Source organism: Pseudorhodobacter turbinis, from assembly GCF_005234135.1.
In the GTDB taxonomy this organism is placed as follows: Bacteria; Pseudomonadota; Alphaproteobacteria; order Rhodobacterales; family Rhodobacteraceae; genus Pseudorhodobacter; species Pseudorhodobacter turbinis.
Genome location: NZ_CP039964.1, coordinates 1,773,670 through 1,788,792 on the forward strand (window position 1 = coordinate 1,773,670; position 15,123 = coordinate 1,788,792).

Annotated in this window: 18 protein-coding genes; 10 read left to right on the top strand and 8 right to left on the bottom strand. The window is 58.7% G+C overall.

The window, feature by feature from the left end; all coding sequences use genetic code 11:
* Positions 1-19 precede the first annotated feature (19 nt).
* The gene (locus EOK75_RS08495; RefSeq protein WP_137193541.1) at positions 20-1,351 is read right to left on the bottom strand and encodes an amidase; all 1,332 of its coding nucleotides are present in this window, start codon (positions 1,349-1,351) and stop codon (positions 20-22) included.
* A 123-nt stretch (positions 1,352-1,474) separates the two neighbouring features.
* On the opposite strand from EOK75_RS08495, the gene EOK75_RS08500 reads away from it, so the two are divergent.
* Positions 1,475-2,704 carry a UbiH/UbiF/VisC/COQ6 family ubiquinone biosynthesis hydroxylase gene (locus EOK75_RS08500; protein WP_137193542.1) on the top strand — a complete coding sequence of 410 codons (1,230 nt, stop codon included), beginning with the start codon at positions 1,475-1,477 and terminating at the stop codon, positions 2,702-2,704.
* Here the strand turns inward: EOK75_RS08500 and EOK75_RS20795 are convergent, their stop codons facing one another.
* From EOK75_RS20795 to EOK75_RS08510, 3 genes are read right to left on the bottom strand one after another with little or no spacing between them, the layout of a single operon-like run.
* A complete protein-coding gene (locus EOK75_RS20795; protein ID WP_168199189.1) occupies positions 2,705-2,872 on the bottom strand; it encodes a hypothetical protein in 168 nt (55 codons plus the stop codon).
* Positions 2,873-2,919: 47 nt separating this feature from the next.
* On the bottom strand, positions 2,920-3,543 hold the full coding sequence (locus EOK75_RS08505) for an enoyl-CoA hydratase/isomerase family protein (protein ID WP_137193543.1): 624 nt from the start codon (positions 3,541-3,543) through the stop codon (positions 2,920-2,922).
* Entirely contained in the window at positions 3,540-4,283 is a 744-nt protein-coding gene (locus EOK75_RS08510) for an SDR family oxidoreductase (protein WP_137193544.1), read from the bottom strand. Before EOK75_RS08510 ends, EOK75_RS08505 begins: the two co-directional genes overlap by 4 nt.
* A gap of 177 nt (positions 4,284-4,460) precedes the next feature.
* Between EOK75_RS08510 and EOK75_RS08515 the strand changes: the two genes are divergently transcribed.
* The 8 genes from EOK75_RS08515 (at position 4,461) to serB (ending at position 11,460) form a co-directional block, all read left to right on the top strand.
* Positions 4,461-5,981 carry a DUF2125 domain-containing protein gene (locus EOK75_RS08515; RefSeq protein ID WP_168199190.1) on the top strand — a complete coding sequence of 507 codons (1,521 nt, stop codon included), beginning with the start codon at positions 4,461-4,463 and terminating at the stop codon, positions 5,979-5,981.
* Positions 5,982-6,095: 114 nt separating this feature from the next.
* Positions 6,096-7,439 carry a TldD/PmbA family protein gene (locus EOK75_RS08520; RefSeq protein WP_137193546.1) on the top strand — a complete coding sequence of 448 codons (1,344 nt, stop codon included), beginning with the start codon at positions 6,096-6,098 and terminating at the stop codon, positions 7,437-7,439.
* Positions 7,426-8,205, top strand: coding sequence for a 3'(2'),5'-bisphosphate nucleotidase CysQ (locus EOK75_RS08525; RefSeq protein WP_137193547.1), 780 nt, complete (start codon positions 7,426-7,428; stop codon positions 8,203-8,205). Before EOK75_RS08520 ends, EOK75_RS08525 begins: the two co-directional genes overlap by 14 nt.
* A gap of 68 nt (positions 8,206-8,273) precedes the next feature.
* Positions 8,274-9,191, top strand: a complete 918-nt coding sequence (gene trxA, locus EOK75_RS08530) for a thioredoxin (RefSeq protein WP_137193548.1) — start codon at positions 8,274-8,276, stop codon at positions 9,189-9,191.
* A gap of 26 nt (positions 9,192-9,217) precedes the next feature.
* Positions 9,218-9,868: an LON peptidase substrate-binding domain-containing protein gene (locus tag EOK75_RS08535; RefSeq protein ID WP_137193549.1), complete on the top strand. Its 651-nt coding sequence runs from the start codon at positions 9,218-9,220 to the stop codon at positions 9,866-9,868.
* Positions 9,865-10,050, top strand: a complete 186-nt coding sequence (locus tag EOK75_RS08540; protein WP_137193550.1) for a Trm112 family protein — start codon at positions 9,865-9,867, stop codon at positions 10,048-10,050. The genes EOK75_RS08535 and EOK75_RS08540 overlap by 4 nt, the downstream gene beginning before the upstream one ends.
* Before the next feature lie 7 nt (positions 10,051-10,057).
* Positions 10,058-10,501 carry a TspO/MBR family protein gene (locus EOK75_RS08545; RefSeq protein ID WP_137193551.1) on the top strand — a complete coding sequence of 148 codons (444 nt, stop codon included), beginning with the start codon at positions 10,058-10,060 and terminating at the stop codon, positions 10,499-10,501.
* Between the two features lie 80 nt (positions 10,502-10,581).
* Entirely contained in the window at positions 10,582-11,460 is an 879-nt protein-coding gene (serB, locus tag EOK75_RS08550; RefSeq protein WP_137194345.1) for a phosphoserine phosphatase SerB, read from the top strand.
* Between the two features lie 28 nt (positions 11,461-11,488).
* Here serB and dnaQ read toward each other — a convergent pair whose 3' ends face one another.
* From dnaQ to EOK75_RS08570, 4 genes are read right to left on the bottom strand one after another with little or no spacing between them, the layout of a single operon-like run.
* On the bottom strand, positions 11,489-12,184 hold the full coding sequence (gene dnaQ / locus EOK75_RS08555) for a DNA polymerase III subunit epsilon (protein ID WP_137193552.1): 696 nt from the start codon (positions 12,182-12,184) through the stop codon (positions 11,489-11,491).
* A complete protein-coding gene (gene coaE / locus EOK75_RS08560) occupies positions 12,177-12,767 on the bottom strand; it encodes a dephospho-CoA kinase (protein ID WP_137193553.1) in 591 nt (196 codons plus the stop codon). Before coaE ends, dnaQ begins: the two co-directional genes overlap by 8 nt.
* Entirely contained in the window at positions 12,767-13,606 is an 840-nt protein-coding gene (locus EOK75_RS08565; protein ID WP_137193554.1) for a shikimate dehydrogenase, read from the bottom strand. Before EOK75_RS08565 ends, coaE begins: the two co-directional genes overlap by 1 nt.
* A complete protein-coding gene (locus EOK75_RS08570; RefSeq protein WP_137193555.1) occupies positions 13,603-14,202 on the bottom strand; it encodes a Maf family protein in 600 nt (199 codons plus the stop codon). The genes EOK75_RS08565 and EOK75_RS08570 overlap by 4 nt, the downstream gene beginning before the upstream one ends.
* A 394-nt stretch (positions 14,203-14,596) precedes the next feature.
* On the opposite strand from EOK75_RS08570, the gene hemJ reads away from it, so the two are divergent.
* Positions 14,597-15,046: a protoporphyrinogen oxidase HemJ gene (gene hemJ, locus EOK75_RS08575; RefSeq protein ID WP_137193556.1), complete on the top strand. Its 450-nt coding sequence runs from the start codon at positions 14,597-14,599 to the stop codon at positions 15,044-15,046.
* Positions 15,047-15,123: the final 77 nt, after the last annotated feature.

Sequence of the window (15,123 nt, forward strand, 5' to 3'; positions counted from 1 at the left end):
TCCCAAAATTTTACTGGCCTTAGCCCAGTGCCCGTTCTGCCGCGGATGCAAGGCGCAAAACGCGCTCTTCCTGCATTGGCGGGGCAATAAAACTGATCCCGCAGGAGGGTTGACCCGTTGGCAAAGTGACGCCGCAAAGGCCGAACATATTGCCGATACGCGTGTTGCGCAGGGTTAGCAGGTTTTCGGTAACGTAATATTCATCATCTTCCATCAGCCGTTTGGCATCAGGGGGCAGGTTCGGCGCGGTGGGCAGGATGACCGCATCATAGGCCGCCGTCTTTTGCGCCCAGATCTTGCGCAATTCCTCTAACCGACGCCAAGCGGCGACATAGTCAGACGCGGCAAAGGCGGCACCGGACCGGAACCGCTCCAGAATGCGCGGAAACATCTTTTCGGGCGCGGCCTCGATGGTTTTACCCCAGATCCCGTAGGCCTCGGCGGTGAACAAAATCGCGGCAAGGCCCATTGCTTCGGTCACTTCCTCTATCTTACCGGATTCGATGCGGGCGCCGGCGCGGGCAAGCCCCTCTACCGCGCCCTCAAACCCGCGGGCGGGTTCCTCGCGCAGGTCATCCAGCGCCACGGTTTCAAGCACCAAAAGCCGCGCGCCCTTCACGCTTGCACCAGTCAGATCCGCGGGCTTTCTGCCCTCCATCGCGGCCAATAACAGGGCGCAATCCTCGACACTGCGGGCCAATGGGCCAACGGTATCAAAGCGTTCACAAAGCGGCACGACCCCTTGATTTGACAGCCGCCCCGGCGTGGTTTTCAGCCCGACCAGATCATTCCATGCCGCCGGAATACGCACCGATCCACCGGTATCAGACCCGATCGCCGCCGCCGCCAGCCCAAAGGCAACCGATGCCGCCGCCCCCGAGGATGACCCCCCCGGCACCGCCGCCGCGTCATTCACATTTGGCGGGGTGGCGGTAACGGGGTTCAGCCCCAGCCCTGAAAAGGCCAGCTCTGACATATGGGTTTTGCCCAAGCACACCAGCCCTTGCGCGGTGGCGGTTGTCAGCACTTGCGCATCGGTTTCCGGCACACGGCCTTTCAGCAGCGCGGACCCTGCCTCACAGGGCGCGCCGGCGGCATCGAACAGGTCCTTCCATGAAATCGGAACCCCATCCAGCAGGCCAATCCGCTGCCCTGCCCGGGCCCGATCTGCCGCAGCAATTGACATGGACCTTGCGCGGCGCGGGGTGATACGTGAATAGATGCGGCCGGCCTCGGGGTGTTTATCCGCCGCATCCAGATAGGCCTCGGTCAACTCTACGGGGTGGATCTTGCCCGCCTCAATCCCGCGCCCCAAATCCGCCGCCGTCATCCAAAGCCAATTGCCCGTCATAACCCACCTTTTGCCAATAATTAGCAAAAGCTAACGTTAAGCCCGCCTTTGGACAATGGTATATGTAGGGCCGTGTGCCTTGGTCGCATGGACAAAGCCGGTGAAAGAGACATATTTAGCCCTATGGAACATGATACCGATATCTTGATTGTGGGTGGTGGGCTGAACGGGCCTGCATTGGCATTGGCTTTGGCGCAAGGCGGGCTGCGAGTGACGGTGGTCGATGCCCGCCCAGCGCCGACCCGTGCAAAGACCGGTTTTGACGGGCGTGCCTATTCGCTGGCGCTGGGGTCGAAACGGTTGCTTTCGGTGATTGGCGTGTGGCCGCGCATTGCCGATAAGGCACAACCGATACTAGAGATAAAAGCCTCGGACGGTCATGCAGGCCAAGGGGCAGCACCGTTTTTCCTGCACTTCGATCATGCCGAAATTGAGGAAGGCCCGATGGGCTTTATGGTTGAGGATCGCCACCTCTATGCCGCCTTTTTGGCCGCGATGGCTGATGCGCCCGGCATCACCTTGCTTTCGGGCCAAACCGTTGTGGCACAAGAGGTTTCGGCCAATGGCGCCACGGTCACGCTCACCTCGGGTCAGGTGCTTTGCGCACGGGTGCTAGTGGGCTGTGACGGCCGGCAAAGCGGCGTGGCCCGGCGCGCAGGCATCCCCCGCACGGGGTGGGATTATGGCCAGACCGCCTTGGTGACAGCGATCAACCACAGCTTGCCGCATAACGGTATCGCGCATCAGTTCTTTATGCCCGAAGGCCCGCTGGCGATTTTGCCGCTGCCCGGCGGCAATCGGTCGTCGATCGTGTGGAGCGAGCAGACAGCCCGCGCCAATGCCATCAACGCGCTGGGCGACGCGGATTACCTTGACGCCTTGCGCCCGCGTTTCGGTGATTTTCTGGGTGAGATCTCATTGGCCGGAACGCGGTTCACATATCCGCTGAACCTGACGCTGGCCAATAGTTTTACCGCACCACGACTGGCGCTGGTGGGGGATGCGGCGCATGGGGTGCATCCGATTGCGGGCCAAGGGTTGAACCTTGGGCTGCGCGATGTCGGCGCCTTGGCCGAGGTCTTGATAGAGGCTGCGCGGCGGGGCGAAGATATCGGCGCTGCGGATGTTCTGGACAGATACCAGCAATGGCGGCGCTTTGATGTGACCAGCCTTGCGCTGGGCATGGATGCGGTCAACAAGCTGTTTTCAAACGATAACCCGATCTTGCGACTGGGGCGCGATCTTGGCATGGGAGCGATCAACGCCATGCCCGGCCTGCGCCGCCGTTTTATCCGCACGGCAGCGGGGCTGGAGGGCGACTTGCCCCGCTTGTTGCAGGGCCAGCCTATTTAGTTATTTCGCGGCCTTCTTTGCCTCAACCGCCGCTTTCATGCGCGCGACTAGATCGGCCTTGGATTCTTGCGATCCGTAAGGGTTTTTGTCGCTGCCCTTGGCGTTATGTTCCGAATAACGTGCGGTGTTCTTGCCTTTATTAGGCGCACCCGATTTGCCGTAATCCATAATATTCTCCTATGGCGATGCGCGCTTTTGCCTGAAAACCGCGCGACCTACAATGCCAAGCCCCAGATCATCCGCTTGATTGCACTTGCATGGGCAGGGGCGGCGGCCAGCGCGTCACCCGCCAGCGTATGGGCGAGGGTCACCACGTCTTCGTCCACCACGCGGTCGATAAGGCCCCATGTTTGCGCCTCGGCCGCCGTGATCTTTTGGCCGGCCATCAGGATCATGGACGCCCGCGCCGGTCCGATCAGCCGCACAAGCCGTGGCACGTCAGAGGGTTGGGGCAAGAACCCCAGCCGCATGACGGGGTAAAACACCTTGGCCCCAGCCACAGAAATACGCAGATCGCAGGCAAGCACCATCCCCATCGCGCCGCCGGCAACCGTGCCGTTCAGGGCGGCGATTGTCAGGCAAGGCAGGGCCGCGATGGCCCCTGAAAGGCGTTCCCATACCGGATTGGTGGCCAGCCCTGCGTGGGCCTCCTCTAGGTCGGCGCCTGCGGAAAAGACGCGGCCTGTACCGGTTAGGATCAGCGCGCGTGCGCCCTCGGTGGCGGCCCGCTCGGCGATATCCGCCAATTCACCCAGCATCGTGGCTGTCAGCGAGTTGGCTTTTTCGGGGCGATTGATGGTTACGGTCCAGACGCCCTCCTCGATTGCAAGCTCTATCATGCGATCAACCCCACGGCACGGCGGATGGTTTCATCGCGCATAGAGACCTCTTGCCCAAGCCAGTCATCGCCACCGGGGCCGCACATCCACAGCATCAAGCGTGCGGGCCAGTCGGCGGGGATGTGAACTGAGGGGTCCAGCTCACTTACCGGGTTGATACCGCTGGCCTTGATTTTCACCTGCATATTGGTTGCGACGGTTCCGGGCGACATGCCCATGACGCGCAATCCGTTGGCACCTTCTTCCAGATGGGCGGCACGGGTCAGCATGGCAGCACCGGCCTTGGCGGCGCAATAGGCGCTCCACCCCTCAAGCGGGTTATGGGCCGCACCGGAGGAGACGGTGATAATCGTCCCGCCCCGCGCCCGCATCAACGGGATCGCGGCCTGCATACCGTAAAACACGCCCTTGAGATTGGTGTCGATCGCACGCGACCATTCATCGGGGTTGGCGTCACTGATACGAGCGATCGGATCAATCATCCCCGCATTGCCGATCAGCACATCCAGCCCGCCGCATTCCACAGCCACACGGCCCAACGCGGTTTGCACGGACCCCATATCGCTGACATCGCAAGGCAAGGCCATGGCACCGCGCCCGATTTCGGCGGCAATCGCCTCTATTTTGCTAACCGTCCGCGCGAGCAGCACCACCTGTGCACCCGCATCGGCGAAAACCCGCGCTGTTGCCTCCCCGATACCGCGACTTGCGCCTGTGATAACCACCACTTTGCCTTGCATATTTACCCCCCAATTCAGCCTATTTACCAAATGCTAACGCAGTTTTACGGTAGGCTCCAGCCAGCCAATCACGGAAATCATATTCAATCGTTACCATCTTACTCCGCGTGCCCTCTTGACCCGCCCTCACCACACGCAGATGCTACGCCACAACAATCGTATACGGAGACCCGACCGATGACCTCGCGCATTTTGACGATTACATCTATTTCTGCCCTTACCGCATTTCTTGCGGCCCCTGCCCTTGCCGACATTACGGCCGAGGAGGCCTGGAACAGCTGGAAAGACCTTGGCACCGCCCATGGTCAAACCCTAACCACAGGGTCCGAAAACCGTGCCGGCGACACCTTGACCATTACCGATCTAACCATCGAATTGGTCCAAGATGACGCCAAAGTCGCCGGTGTTATCCCCGAGGTCCGCTTTCGCGAAATGGGCGATGGTCGCGTTGAAGTAACGATGAGCAACGCCTACACGTTCAATATGGAAAGCGAGAATGCCGGCGGTGATCCTGTCAGCGGTACGTTTAACATTACCCAAAGCGGTGCCTCGCTTATCACCAGCGGAACGCCCGCAGCGATGAGCCATGATTACAACGCCGACAGCCTCAAGGTCAGCGTTGTCGACTTTGTAACCGACGGTATGCCACGCGATATGGCGATTGACATGAACCTTCTGGACCTTGCGATGACGTATAATGTCGAGCCGGGCGACATCATGTCTGTCGCCTCTACGTTTGCCAGCAAGGCGTTGATGTTTTCGGCCAAAGGAACGGGTAACGATGGCGAGGGCGCATTTGATATAGCCGGTGAGGCGCATAACATCGCAGGCGTGACCGCATCCGCAATTCCAGCCGAGATGGCGGAAAGTGATATTGTCAGCCAGCTTGCCAAAGGTATGAGTTCTGACGGTGCGTTCACCTATGACCGCGGCAGCCTGAAGGTGCGGGCCGAAGGTGAAGGCGGCGCTACCTCTAACTTTGACAGCAAGTCCAAGGGCGGCAGCCTGAAGGTCGCAATTGACAAGGACCGCATGTCGTATGGCGTGATTGGCAAGGGTGTAGAGATGAAAGTCTCTGGCAGTTCCATTCCGTTTCCAGAACTGGCAGGCGCCTATGATCAGGCGGCCTTTAACCTGACGCTGCCAATTTCCAAGTCGGATGAGGCAAAGGATTTCTCGATCGAGACACGGCTGGAAGGTTTGACCGTTTCCGACGCGATCTGGGGCATGATTGACTCGGGCGCCAGCCTGCCGCGTGATCCGGCAACGTTGATTGTTTCGCTTAAAGGCAAGGCAAAGCCGTTGATCGACATGCTTTCCGGCGACCCCGAAGCCGCGCCACAAGATCCCCCGCCGTTTGAGGTGGAGTCCGTGAATGTTGAGGAGGTTCAGCTGACCGTTGCGGGTGCTGAATTCAAGGGCAACGGCACATTGGCTTTTGACAATTCGCAGCCGCTGGTTTTGGGTGATGTGCTTCCGATGCCGACGGGCAAGTTGGACCTGTCGCTGGTGGGTGCAAATACGCTTTTGGGCAAGTTGCAGGCCTTGGGGTTCGTGCAGCAAGACATGGTTATGACCTTTGGTATGATGGCCGCCATGCTGGGTAAACCGGGAACCGAGCCGGACAGCTTTACATCTCAGGTGGAGTTCCTTGAGGGTGGCAAGATCACCGTAAACGGCGCGCCGATGCCGTTCTAAGGTTTTGAAATTTGGTGAACAGGGGCGGCCAACGGGCCGCCCTTTGTTATTCTGAATGCTTGCTTTGACGCCCGTTGCGGCTTACCTGCCTATGGCACAGTGAAGGAGATCCCGATGACACGCTCGCTTGAAACGCTGACCGAGGCGCTGTTGGTGGCCGCAAAACGCGCGGGCGCAGAGGCTGCCGATGCGATTGCCGTAGACGGTATTGCCACCGCAATTGATATTCGTGCAGGCAAGCTGGAACAGGCAGAACGCTCCGAAGGGGTGGAGCTGGGGCTGCGGGTGCTGATGGGCAAACGGCAGGCCTGTGTGTCGGTTTCCGATACTTCCGATGCCAGTATTGCTGCCATGGCCGAACGCGCCGTGGCGATGGCGCGCGAAGCCCCCGAGGATGCCTATGCCGGCCTCGCTGATCCGTCACAACTGGCGCAAGGCTGGGATATGGCCGCATTGGAACTGTGCGACCCGTCCGAGGAAGTCCCCGCCGCAACGCTGGAAGAAGATGCGCGCCGCGCCGAAGCCGCCGCGATGGCGGTGGAGGGCATTACCCAAGTCGAAGCCTCTGCCAGCCAGTCACGTCGCCAAATCCACATGGCCGCCAGCAACGGGTTTTCAGGCGGCTACGGTCGGTCCTCGCGGTCGGTCTCGGCCGTGGCCTTTACCGGTAGCGGCACAGGGATGGAGCGGGATTGGGCCGCCGAGGGCCGCATTTTCGCCGCCGACCTGCCAAGCGCGGATGAAATCGGTGCGCTTGCAGCATCCCGCGCGCTGGAACGTGTCGGGGCGCGCCAGCCCAAAACCGGCGCCTATCCGGTGCTTTATGATGAACGCATTTCCTCGGGGATCATCGGCCATATGCTGGGCGCGATCAACGGGGCCACGATCGCGCGTGGTTCGGGCTGGTTGCGTGATGCGCTGGGCCGGCAAATCCTGCCCTCGGGCCTTTCGGTGATCGAGGACCCGCACCGCGCCCGCATTTCCGGCAGCCGCGCCTTTGACGGCGAGGGTTTGCCGACGGCGCGCCGCGCGATTGTCAAGGATGGCGTTTTGACCGGCTGGGTCCTGGACCTTGCCACAGCGCGCAAGCTGGGGATGCAAAGCACTGGCAATGCGGCACGCGGCACGTCTTCGCCACCCTCGCCCGGTACATCGAATATCGACCTGACCCAAGGTACAAAATCGCGGGCAGAGCTGTTGGCCGATATGGGCACGGGGCTGCTGGTGACCTCGCTTATCGGGTCGTCGATTAACCCCACAACGGGCGATTATTCGCGCGGGGCATCGGGCTTTTGGGTCGAAAACGGTCAGATCGCCTATGCCGTGAATGAATGTACCATCGCCGGCAATCTGCGCGATATGCTAATGCGGATGACGCCTGCGAATGATGCGCGGATGCATATGTCCACGCGCGTGCCGTCCTTGCTGATCGAAGGGTTGACGCTTGCCGGGGCTTGATACCGATCTAGGGCTTTTGGTCGATGCCGCGCGTGCGGCGGGGCCAATCGCGATGCAGCATTTCCGCCGTAACCCGCAGGTGTGGGACAAGGGCGGGGATGCGGGGCCAGTAACGGCGGCGGATTTGGCCGTGAACGATATGTTGGCCACGCGCCTGCAAGCTGCGCGCCCCGATTACGGCTGGTTATCCGAAGAGACCCCCGATGGCACCGACCGCCTACGTGCGCGGCGTGTGTTTATCATCGACCCGATTGACGGCACCCGCGCCTTTATCGACGGGCAGGACAGCTTTGCCCATTCGCTTGCGATTGCCGAGGATGGCGTGATCATCGCAGCCGCCGTTTATCTTCCCGCCAAAGACCGCATGTATAGCGCCCACGCGCAGGGGCCGGCCCTGTGCAACGGTAAATTGATCGCGGCCTCGGCGGCGATAGAGGCGAATAACGCAAGCGTGCTGACCTCTAAACCCAATATGGCAGCAGGGCATTGGCCCGCAGGGGTGCCGACGCTGGATCGCGCCTTCCGGCCATCGCTTGCCTACCGGCTTTGCCTTGTGGCGCAGGGCCGTTACGATTCAATGCTGGCCTTTCGTCCGACATGGGAATGGGACATTGCGGCGGGGGCATTAATTGCCGAACGAGCCGGCGCTGTGGCCAGTGATGGCAAGGGTGCCGCGCTCAAATTCAATGAGGCTGATCCGCGTACCGCAGGGATTATCGTGGCCCCACGCGGACTTCATGCCGATCTGATCGCACGGCGCGGCTAAACACCCCTTGGCCTTTGGCCCTTGGATGCGCATATATAACAGAACAGTTTCGACGAAAGAGGGATGCTATGTTGACGTTTGGCGAACAATCGGGTGCGGTAAACGCCGCTGCGGATGAAAATCTGATCAAGGAAGGGACGGAGGCCACCTTTATGGCCGATGTCATCGAGGCTAGTAAAGAAATCCCGGTGATCGTGGATTTCTGGGCGCCTTGGTGCGGCCCCTGCAAGCAACTTGGCCCTGCGCTGGAGGCGGCTGTGACCGCAGCCAAGGGCAAGGTGCGTATGGTCAAAATCAACGTCGATGAAAACCCCGCAATTTCGGCCGAGCTGCGCATCCAGTCCATCCCAACCGTCTATGCCTTTCACGACGGCAAACCCGTTGACGGCTTTCAAGGTGCGCTGCCCGCGTCCGAGTTGAAAACCTTTGTTGATAAACTTGCCGCCCTTGCCGGCGATGGTGGGCTGGCCGATGCGATTGAGGCCGCCGAGGGGATGCTGACCGATGGCGATTTCGCCGATGCCGTCGAAACCTTTGCCGCCATTCTGGAAGAGGAACCCGAAAACCCGCTGGCCTTTGGCGGGCTTTTGCGCGCCCATCTTGCGCTGGGTGAGGTGGCACAGGCCGAGGCCCTTTTGGCCGCTGTTCCCGCCAAAATCGCCAACGCCCAAGAGGTAGAAGCTGCACGCGCCCAGATCGCGCTGTTGCATCAAGCCGCCAACGCCGGCCCCGAGGCCGAGCTGCGCGCCGCAGTCGAGGCCGATCCTGAAAACCATCAGGCGCGCTTTGATCTGGCCCAAGCGCTTCATGCGGCCGGCAAGGTAGAGGAAGCCGTCGATGAATTGCTCGAAATCTTCCGCCGTGACCGCGAATGGAACGACGCCGCCGCCAAGACCCAGCTCTTCACGATCTTTGAGGCACTGACCCCCAAAGACCCGATTGCCTTGACAGGTCGGCGCAAACTATCGTCAATGATATTTGCCTAACGGAAAATGCGGCCTAGCTGCTGGATATGAAACACATACGCGATTTACCCGAGATCATTCCCGTCTTTCCGCTGCCCGGCGCATTGCTGTTGCCGCGCGCCCGTTTGCCGCTGCATATATTTGAGCCGCGCTACCTGCAAATGCTGGAAGATTGCATGAAGACCCCTCATCGGTTGATCGGCATGGTCCAGACGCGGGATGTGCCGGCCAACCAAGGCGGAGAGCCGCGCCTGCATGCCATCGGCTGTGCCGGCCGTATGACAGGGTTTTCCGAAACCGAGGACGGGCGCTATATGATCACGCTTTCGGGCATTTCCCGTTTTCGTCTGCGCAAAGAGATAGAGGGATTTTCCCCCTATCGCCGCGCCGAGGTGGATTGGAAGGGCTTTGAACGCGATCAGGGCGATGTAGAAAAAGATCCACGATTTGAGCGGGCCCATTTCATGGCTTTGTTGCAGCGGTTCTTTGAATCGCTGGATCTTTCGACCGATTGGGACAGCTTGCGCGACGCGGATGAGGAGCTTTTGATAAACTCCCTTTCCATGCTGTGCCCGTTTTCCCCCGAGGACAAGCAAGCCTTGCTAGAGGCGCCAACCCTGATCACACGGCGCGAAACAATGGTAACCCTGATCGAATTTGCCCTTCATGGCGGATCGGGAAAGGAAAGAATGCAATGACAAACACCCCCCCCGTTATCGACCGCCGTATGCTAGAGGCATTGGTTTGCCCGATGACACAAGCCACCCTGACCTATGACGCGGCAGCCCAAGAGCTGATCTCAAAACCCGCGAAAATGGCCTTTCCTATTCGTAACGGCATCCCGATCATGTTGATCGCCGAAGCCCGCGCACTGGATTGAGGCGGCTATGCGCAACTTTTTGACCTATGCGGTTTTCATCCTCGGCGTTGTTGCCATTGGCACCAGCATCGGGCTGATCACCTTGCCTGGCATGTGGTACACGGGCTTGGAGAAGCCATGGTTCACCCCGCCGAACTGGGTGTTCGGGCCGGTCTGGACCACGCTTTATGTGCTGATCGGTTGGGTTGGCGCGCGTAAGTGGCTTTATGGCGGCGCAGGCGGTCTTTGGTGGGCGCAGATGGCGGCTAATTTCCTTTGGTCGCCGGTGTTTTTCGCGCTGCAGATGCCACTTGCAGGGCTTGCTGTGATCATTGTCATGTGGCTGTTGATCGCCGCGTTCATCGTAAAAGAGCAGCACAGTGACCGGCTCTCGGCGGCGCTGTTCCTGCCCTATCTTGCGTGGGTCAGCCTTGCGACGGCCCTGAACGTCGGCATCGTGGTGTTGAACTGACAGGTTTCAAATGAACTGGCGCTGTGCGGCCCTTTGCCGTAGATTTGGACCAACCCCGTTCAGCACCTTTGGAAACCAAGATGTTCACAGCCACGCTTTTGACCAACCCCGCCACCCCCATCCTTGACCGCACCACTGTTGAAAGTTTGCGCAATGCATGGGGCGGTGGCGATGCCCGCTGGCTGAACCCCGCCATTGCCGCAGAATTTCCGTTGGAATCCCGCCCGGAAAACCTGTGGGACGCGTGGGAAGGCATGCAAGCGGTTGGCATTGATCTGATCGTGCAGCCCACTGCCAACCGCCGCAAACACCTGCTGCTTGCCGATATGGACAGCACCATGATCCAGCAAGAATGTATTGATGAGCTCGCAGCGGCGGCTGGCATCGGTACGCATGTGGCAGGCATCACCGCCCGCGCGATGAACGGAGAGCTGGATTTCGACGATGCCCTGCGTGAACGCGTGGCCTTGCTCAAGGGTTTGCCCGAGGCTGTGATTGAGCAGGTCTACCGCGACCATATCACCTTGATGCCGGGTGGGCGGGTGTTGCTGGCCACGATGAAGGCCAATGGCGCGCGGGCGGCTCTGGTTTCGGGCGGGTTCACCGAGTTCACGCAACGCGTTGCCACCACGCTTGGTTTTGATGAGAACCGCGCCAATGTTTTGCATATCGCGGATGGCGTATTGACCGGCACCGTCGCCGAGCCGATCCTTGGACGCGAGGCCAAGGTTCAGGCCCTGCAAGAGATCGCAGCCCAAATGGGTATCACGGCCGCCGAGGTGATTGCCGTCGGCGATGGCGCGAATGATCTGGGGATGCTGGGACTGGCGGGGGCTGGTGTCGCACTCCACGCCAAGCCGAGCGTGGCCGCGCAATGTGATATCCGCATCAACCACGGTGATCTGACGGCGCTTTTGTATCTGCAAGGCTATGCCATCAAAGACTTCGTAGGTATTTGAAATCACAGTATTTCTACGTGCGATGGGCTTATTGACGCTTTGCCCAGATCGCAGCTTCACCCAGCTTTTCTACAAAAGCCGCATGGGCCGCCGCCTCATCCCCCGTCAAGCGTGAGGGCAGGGCGGTGGCACGCGGCTGGGGGCGCCAGGCGGTAGCGATCTCTGCACCTTCCTTACTGCGGTTGTTCTCGGTGGAAAGCACAAAATCCGGCTGCCTGCCGCCGATAAGCTCCAGATAAACCTCGGCCAGAATTTCACTGTCCAACAGCGCGCCGTGTTTTTCACGCCCCGAGTTATCAACCCCGAAGCGCCGGCAAAGCGCATCGAGAGAGCTGGGGGAGCCCGGAAACTTTTGCCGCGCCATCGCCAAAGTATCCAAAGCCTGCGCATTGGGCAGTTTCGGCAAGCCAATCGCGCCCAGCTCATGATTGAGGAACTTCATATCAAAACTGGCGTTGTGGATGACCATTATATCGGTGCCAACAAAGTCCAGAAACGCCTGTGCGACATCCCGAAAAAGCGGCTTATCCCGCAAGAAATCATCGCCCAAGCCATGCACCTCAAAGGCGGCCTTAGGCATAGAGCGTTGGGGGTTGATATATTCGTGAAAGGTGCGCCCCGTGGGCATGTGGTTGAACAGCTCTACTGCGCCGATTTCAACGATACGGTCGCCCTCGGACGGTTCAAACCCTGTGGTTTCGGTATCAAGAACGATCTCACGCATTTCTAGCCTTTCGGATATAGGCGACCAGCGCGGTAACGCATGCGCCTGCTGCATCCATGCTTAACGTTTCAATAATATGGGTCGCGCGCGCGCGTTTTTCCACATCAGGCATTTGACGCGACAGGATGGTTTGGAATTGTGCATCGGTCATCCCGTCACGCGCCATCACACGGGCACGTTGCAGGGCAGCGGGCGCAGTGACAAGCAAGGTGGCGTCCATCTCTACCTCGGTGCCTTTTTCGAACAAAAGCGGGATGTCGAAAACAACGATATCGGCCGATGCTTTGGCCAAGAAATCCGCACGGTCGGTAGCAACAAGCGGATGAACGATTGCCTCAATGCTGGAAAGGGCTGTGTCATCGGCCGCGATGATGGTTTTGAGCGCGGGCCTGTCCACAGCACCATCCATGACCGCTTGCGGCCAAACAGCGGCAATCGGCGCCACCGCTGCACCGCCCCGCGCATAAAGCCGGTGAACGGCTGCATCCGCATCCCAGACAGGCAAGCCCGCAGCCGCAAAGAACCCTGCGGTCGTGGATTTTCCCATCCCAATGGATCCGGTCAGGCCAAGACGGTATGGCATTACACCCCCATTACCCTCTCGCGGGCTTCGTCATCGACATCCGGACGCTGGCCAAACCACCGTTCAAACCCCGGGGCGGCCTGATGCAAGAGCATGCCCAAACCATCCACCGTTTTGCAGCCGCGCGCAGCGGCCGCCGTCAGAAATTCGGTTTGAAGCGGCGTATAGACTAGATCGGTCACCAGCGCTTTCGGGTTCAGCTCGGCCAAAGACAGATTGAACTCTGGCTTGCCAACCATCCCCAGTGACGTGGTGTTAACAACCGTCGCGGCATCCCAAAGCTGATGTGGTGCTTGCACCCAATCCACCACGGTGATTTTTGCGCCAAAATCGGTGCGCAAAGCTTCGGCACGCGGGCGGGTTCGGTTGGTCAGGCGGATCTCTGGCACACCGGCATCAATCAAGGCGGCCAAGATTGCACGCGCGGCTCCACCTGCACCGAAAACCACCGCCGGCCCCGACTTTGGTTCCCAATCGGGGGCATGTTGGCGGAGGTTTGCCATGAAACCGTAACCATCCGTATTGTCGGCGTGAATTTTGCCGTCAGCGCGGAAGATAAGGGTATTGGCGGCACCAATCAGGGCGGCCCGATCGGTCACGATATCGGCAAGTTTGAGCACGGATTCCTTATGGGGAAGGGTCACATTCAACCCGACAAATCCCATTTTTGGCAATGTATGCAGGACCTCTTCCAAATCGGCCCGCGCGATATCCATCGGGATATAATACCCCTGAAGCCCGTAGCGCTTGAGCCAGTAATTGTGCAAGATCGGTGATCTGCTATGCGCAATCGGCGTGCCTATAACCCCGGCCAACGGGATGCGTGGATGGTCTGTCATGTCTCTAGGAACCCCCTCGTTCTGAGATAGCCCAAGAGGGGCAACAGGGGAAGCCCAAGGATGGTGAAGTAATCCCCCTCGACCGCAGAAAACAAACGAACGCCTTCCTCTTCCAGCAGATAGCCACCGGCAGAATGCTGGATCGATGCCCAGTTCCGGTCGATATACCCTTGGAGCCAATGATCAGAGAAATCATGCATCGTCAGTCGCGCCTTGCCTATATGTCGCCATATGGGGCTGCCCTCATGATAGATCACCACTGCTGACAAAAGCTGATGGGTTTGACCGCGCAATTGTTGTAACTGGGTCGTCGCATCTTTTGGGGTCAGGGGTTTTCCCCATGCTTTACCTTTAAAATCAAGTACTTGATCACAACCTAGAACCAAAGCATCGTGGTTCTTTTCACCAAGCTTTCGGGCTTTCGCCTCTGCCAAAAAATCTGCAATATCACGCGGTTTTGCACCATCAGCCTCCAGGCTAGCACGCAAGGATTCCTCATCAATACGGGCCGGCAGTGCAGTCACATCAAGCCCTGCAGACTGTAAAAGACGCAAGCGCGTGGAGGAGGCCGAGGCAAGAATAAGCTGTGGTATCACTGTGAACAGTCCTGTGGAAAATCATGATATGTTCCACATGCCGCTTTTGTGGAGAAGCACGAGGAGCCCAATTGCTGTGGGCAATAAGGGCTTTTTGTCAAGCTTCCAAGGATCATATCCACATGTGTACAGTCGCTCAAGGGGAGGGCGGACAAAGCTTGCAATCTGGCATGCTGTTGATAATTTTTTTTCATCCATACCGCATTAAGATTTTGTTTTTGCGCGATTAACGAAGTCTTTAAATTAGTACGCACCAGGTTATGCACAGCGCCAAAGATGTGGATAAGGACTAGGATAGACCAAGTAATCCTGTTATCCATAGGCCCATCATAAACTACTATCTTTCTATAAATATCTTATATTTAAGAAGAGAGTGTTCAACGAAGGCCAAGGCATGACCTCATTTTTCGCAGACATATACCTTTGGGTAAAAGCCCTGCATGTCATGGCGGTCATTTCATGGATGGCAGGGTTGTTCTATTTGCCCCGTCTGTTTGTCTATCACGCAGAACAGGTTGCGATTGGCGAACCTACGGACAAACTGTTCCAGACAATGGAAATGAAGCTGCTGCGGTTGATTATGAACCCTTCCATGATTGTGACATGGATTGCGGGCCTAATCTTGGTTTTGACCCCAGGGATTGTCGATTGGACAAGTATCTGGCCCTGGACCAAGGCGCTGTCTGTGCTGGGGATGACATGGTTTCATATGTGGCTTTCCGTTCGGCGTAAGGCGTTTGAAGCTGGTCAGAATAATTTGGCAGGGCGGCGTTACCGGATGATGAACGAAGTACCCACTTTGTTGATGATCGTGATTGTTCTGTCAGTTATCCTTAAATTCTGAAGGAAATATTGACATATACGGGGCTTTGGTTTACCCAATTCGCAGCAGGGCCATCCGGTCCGAAAAGCGATTCCCCA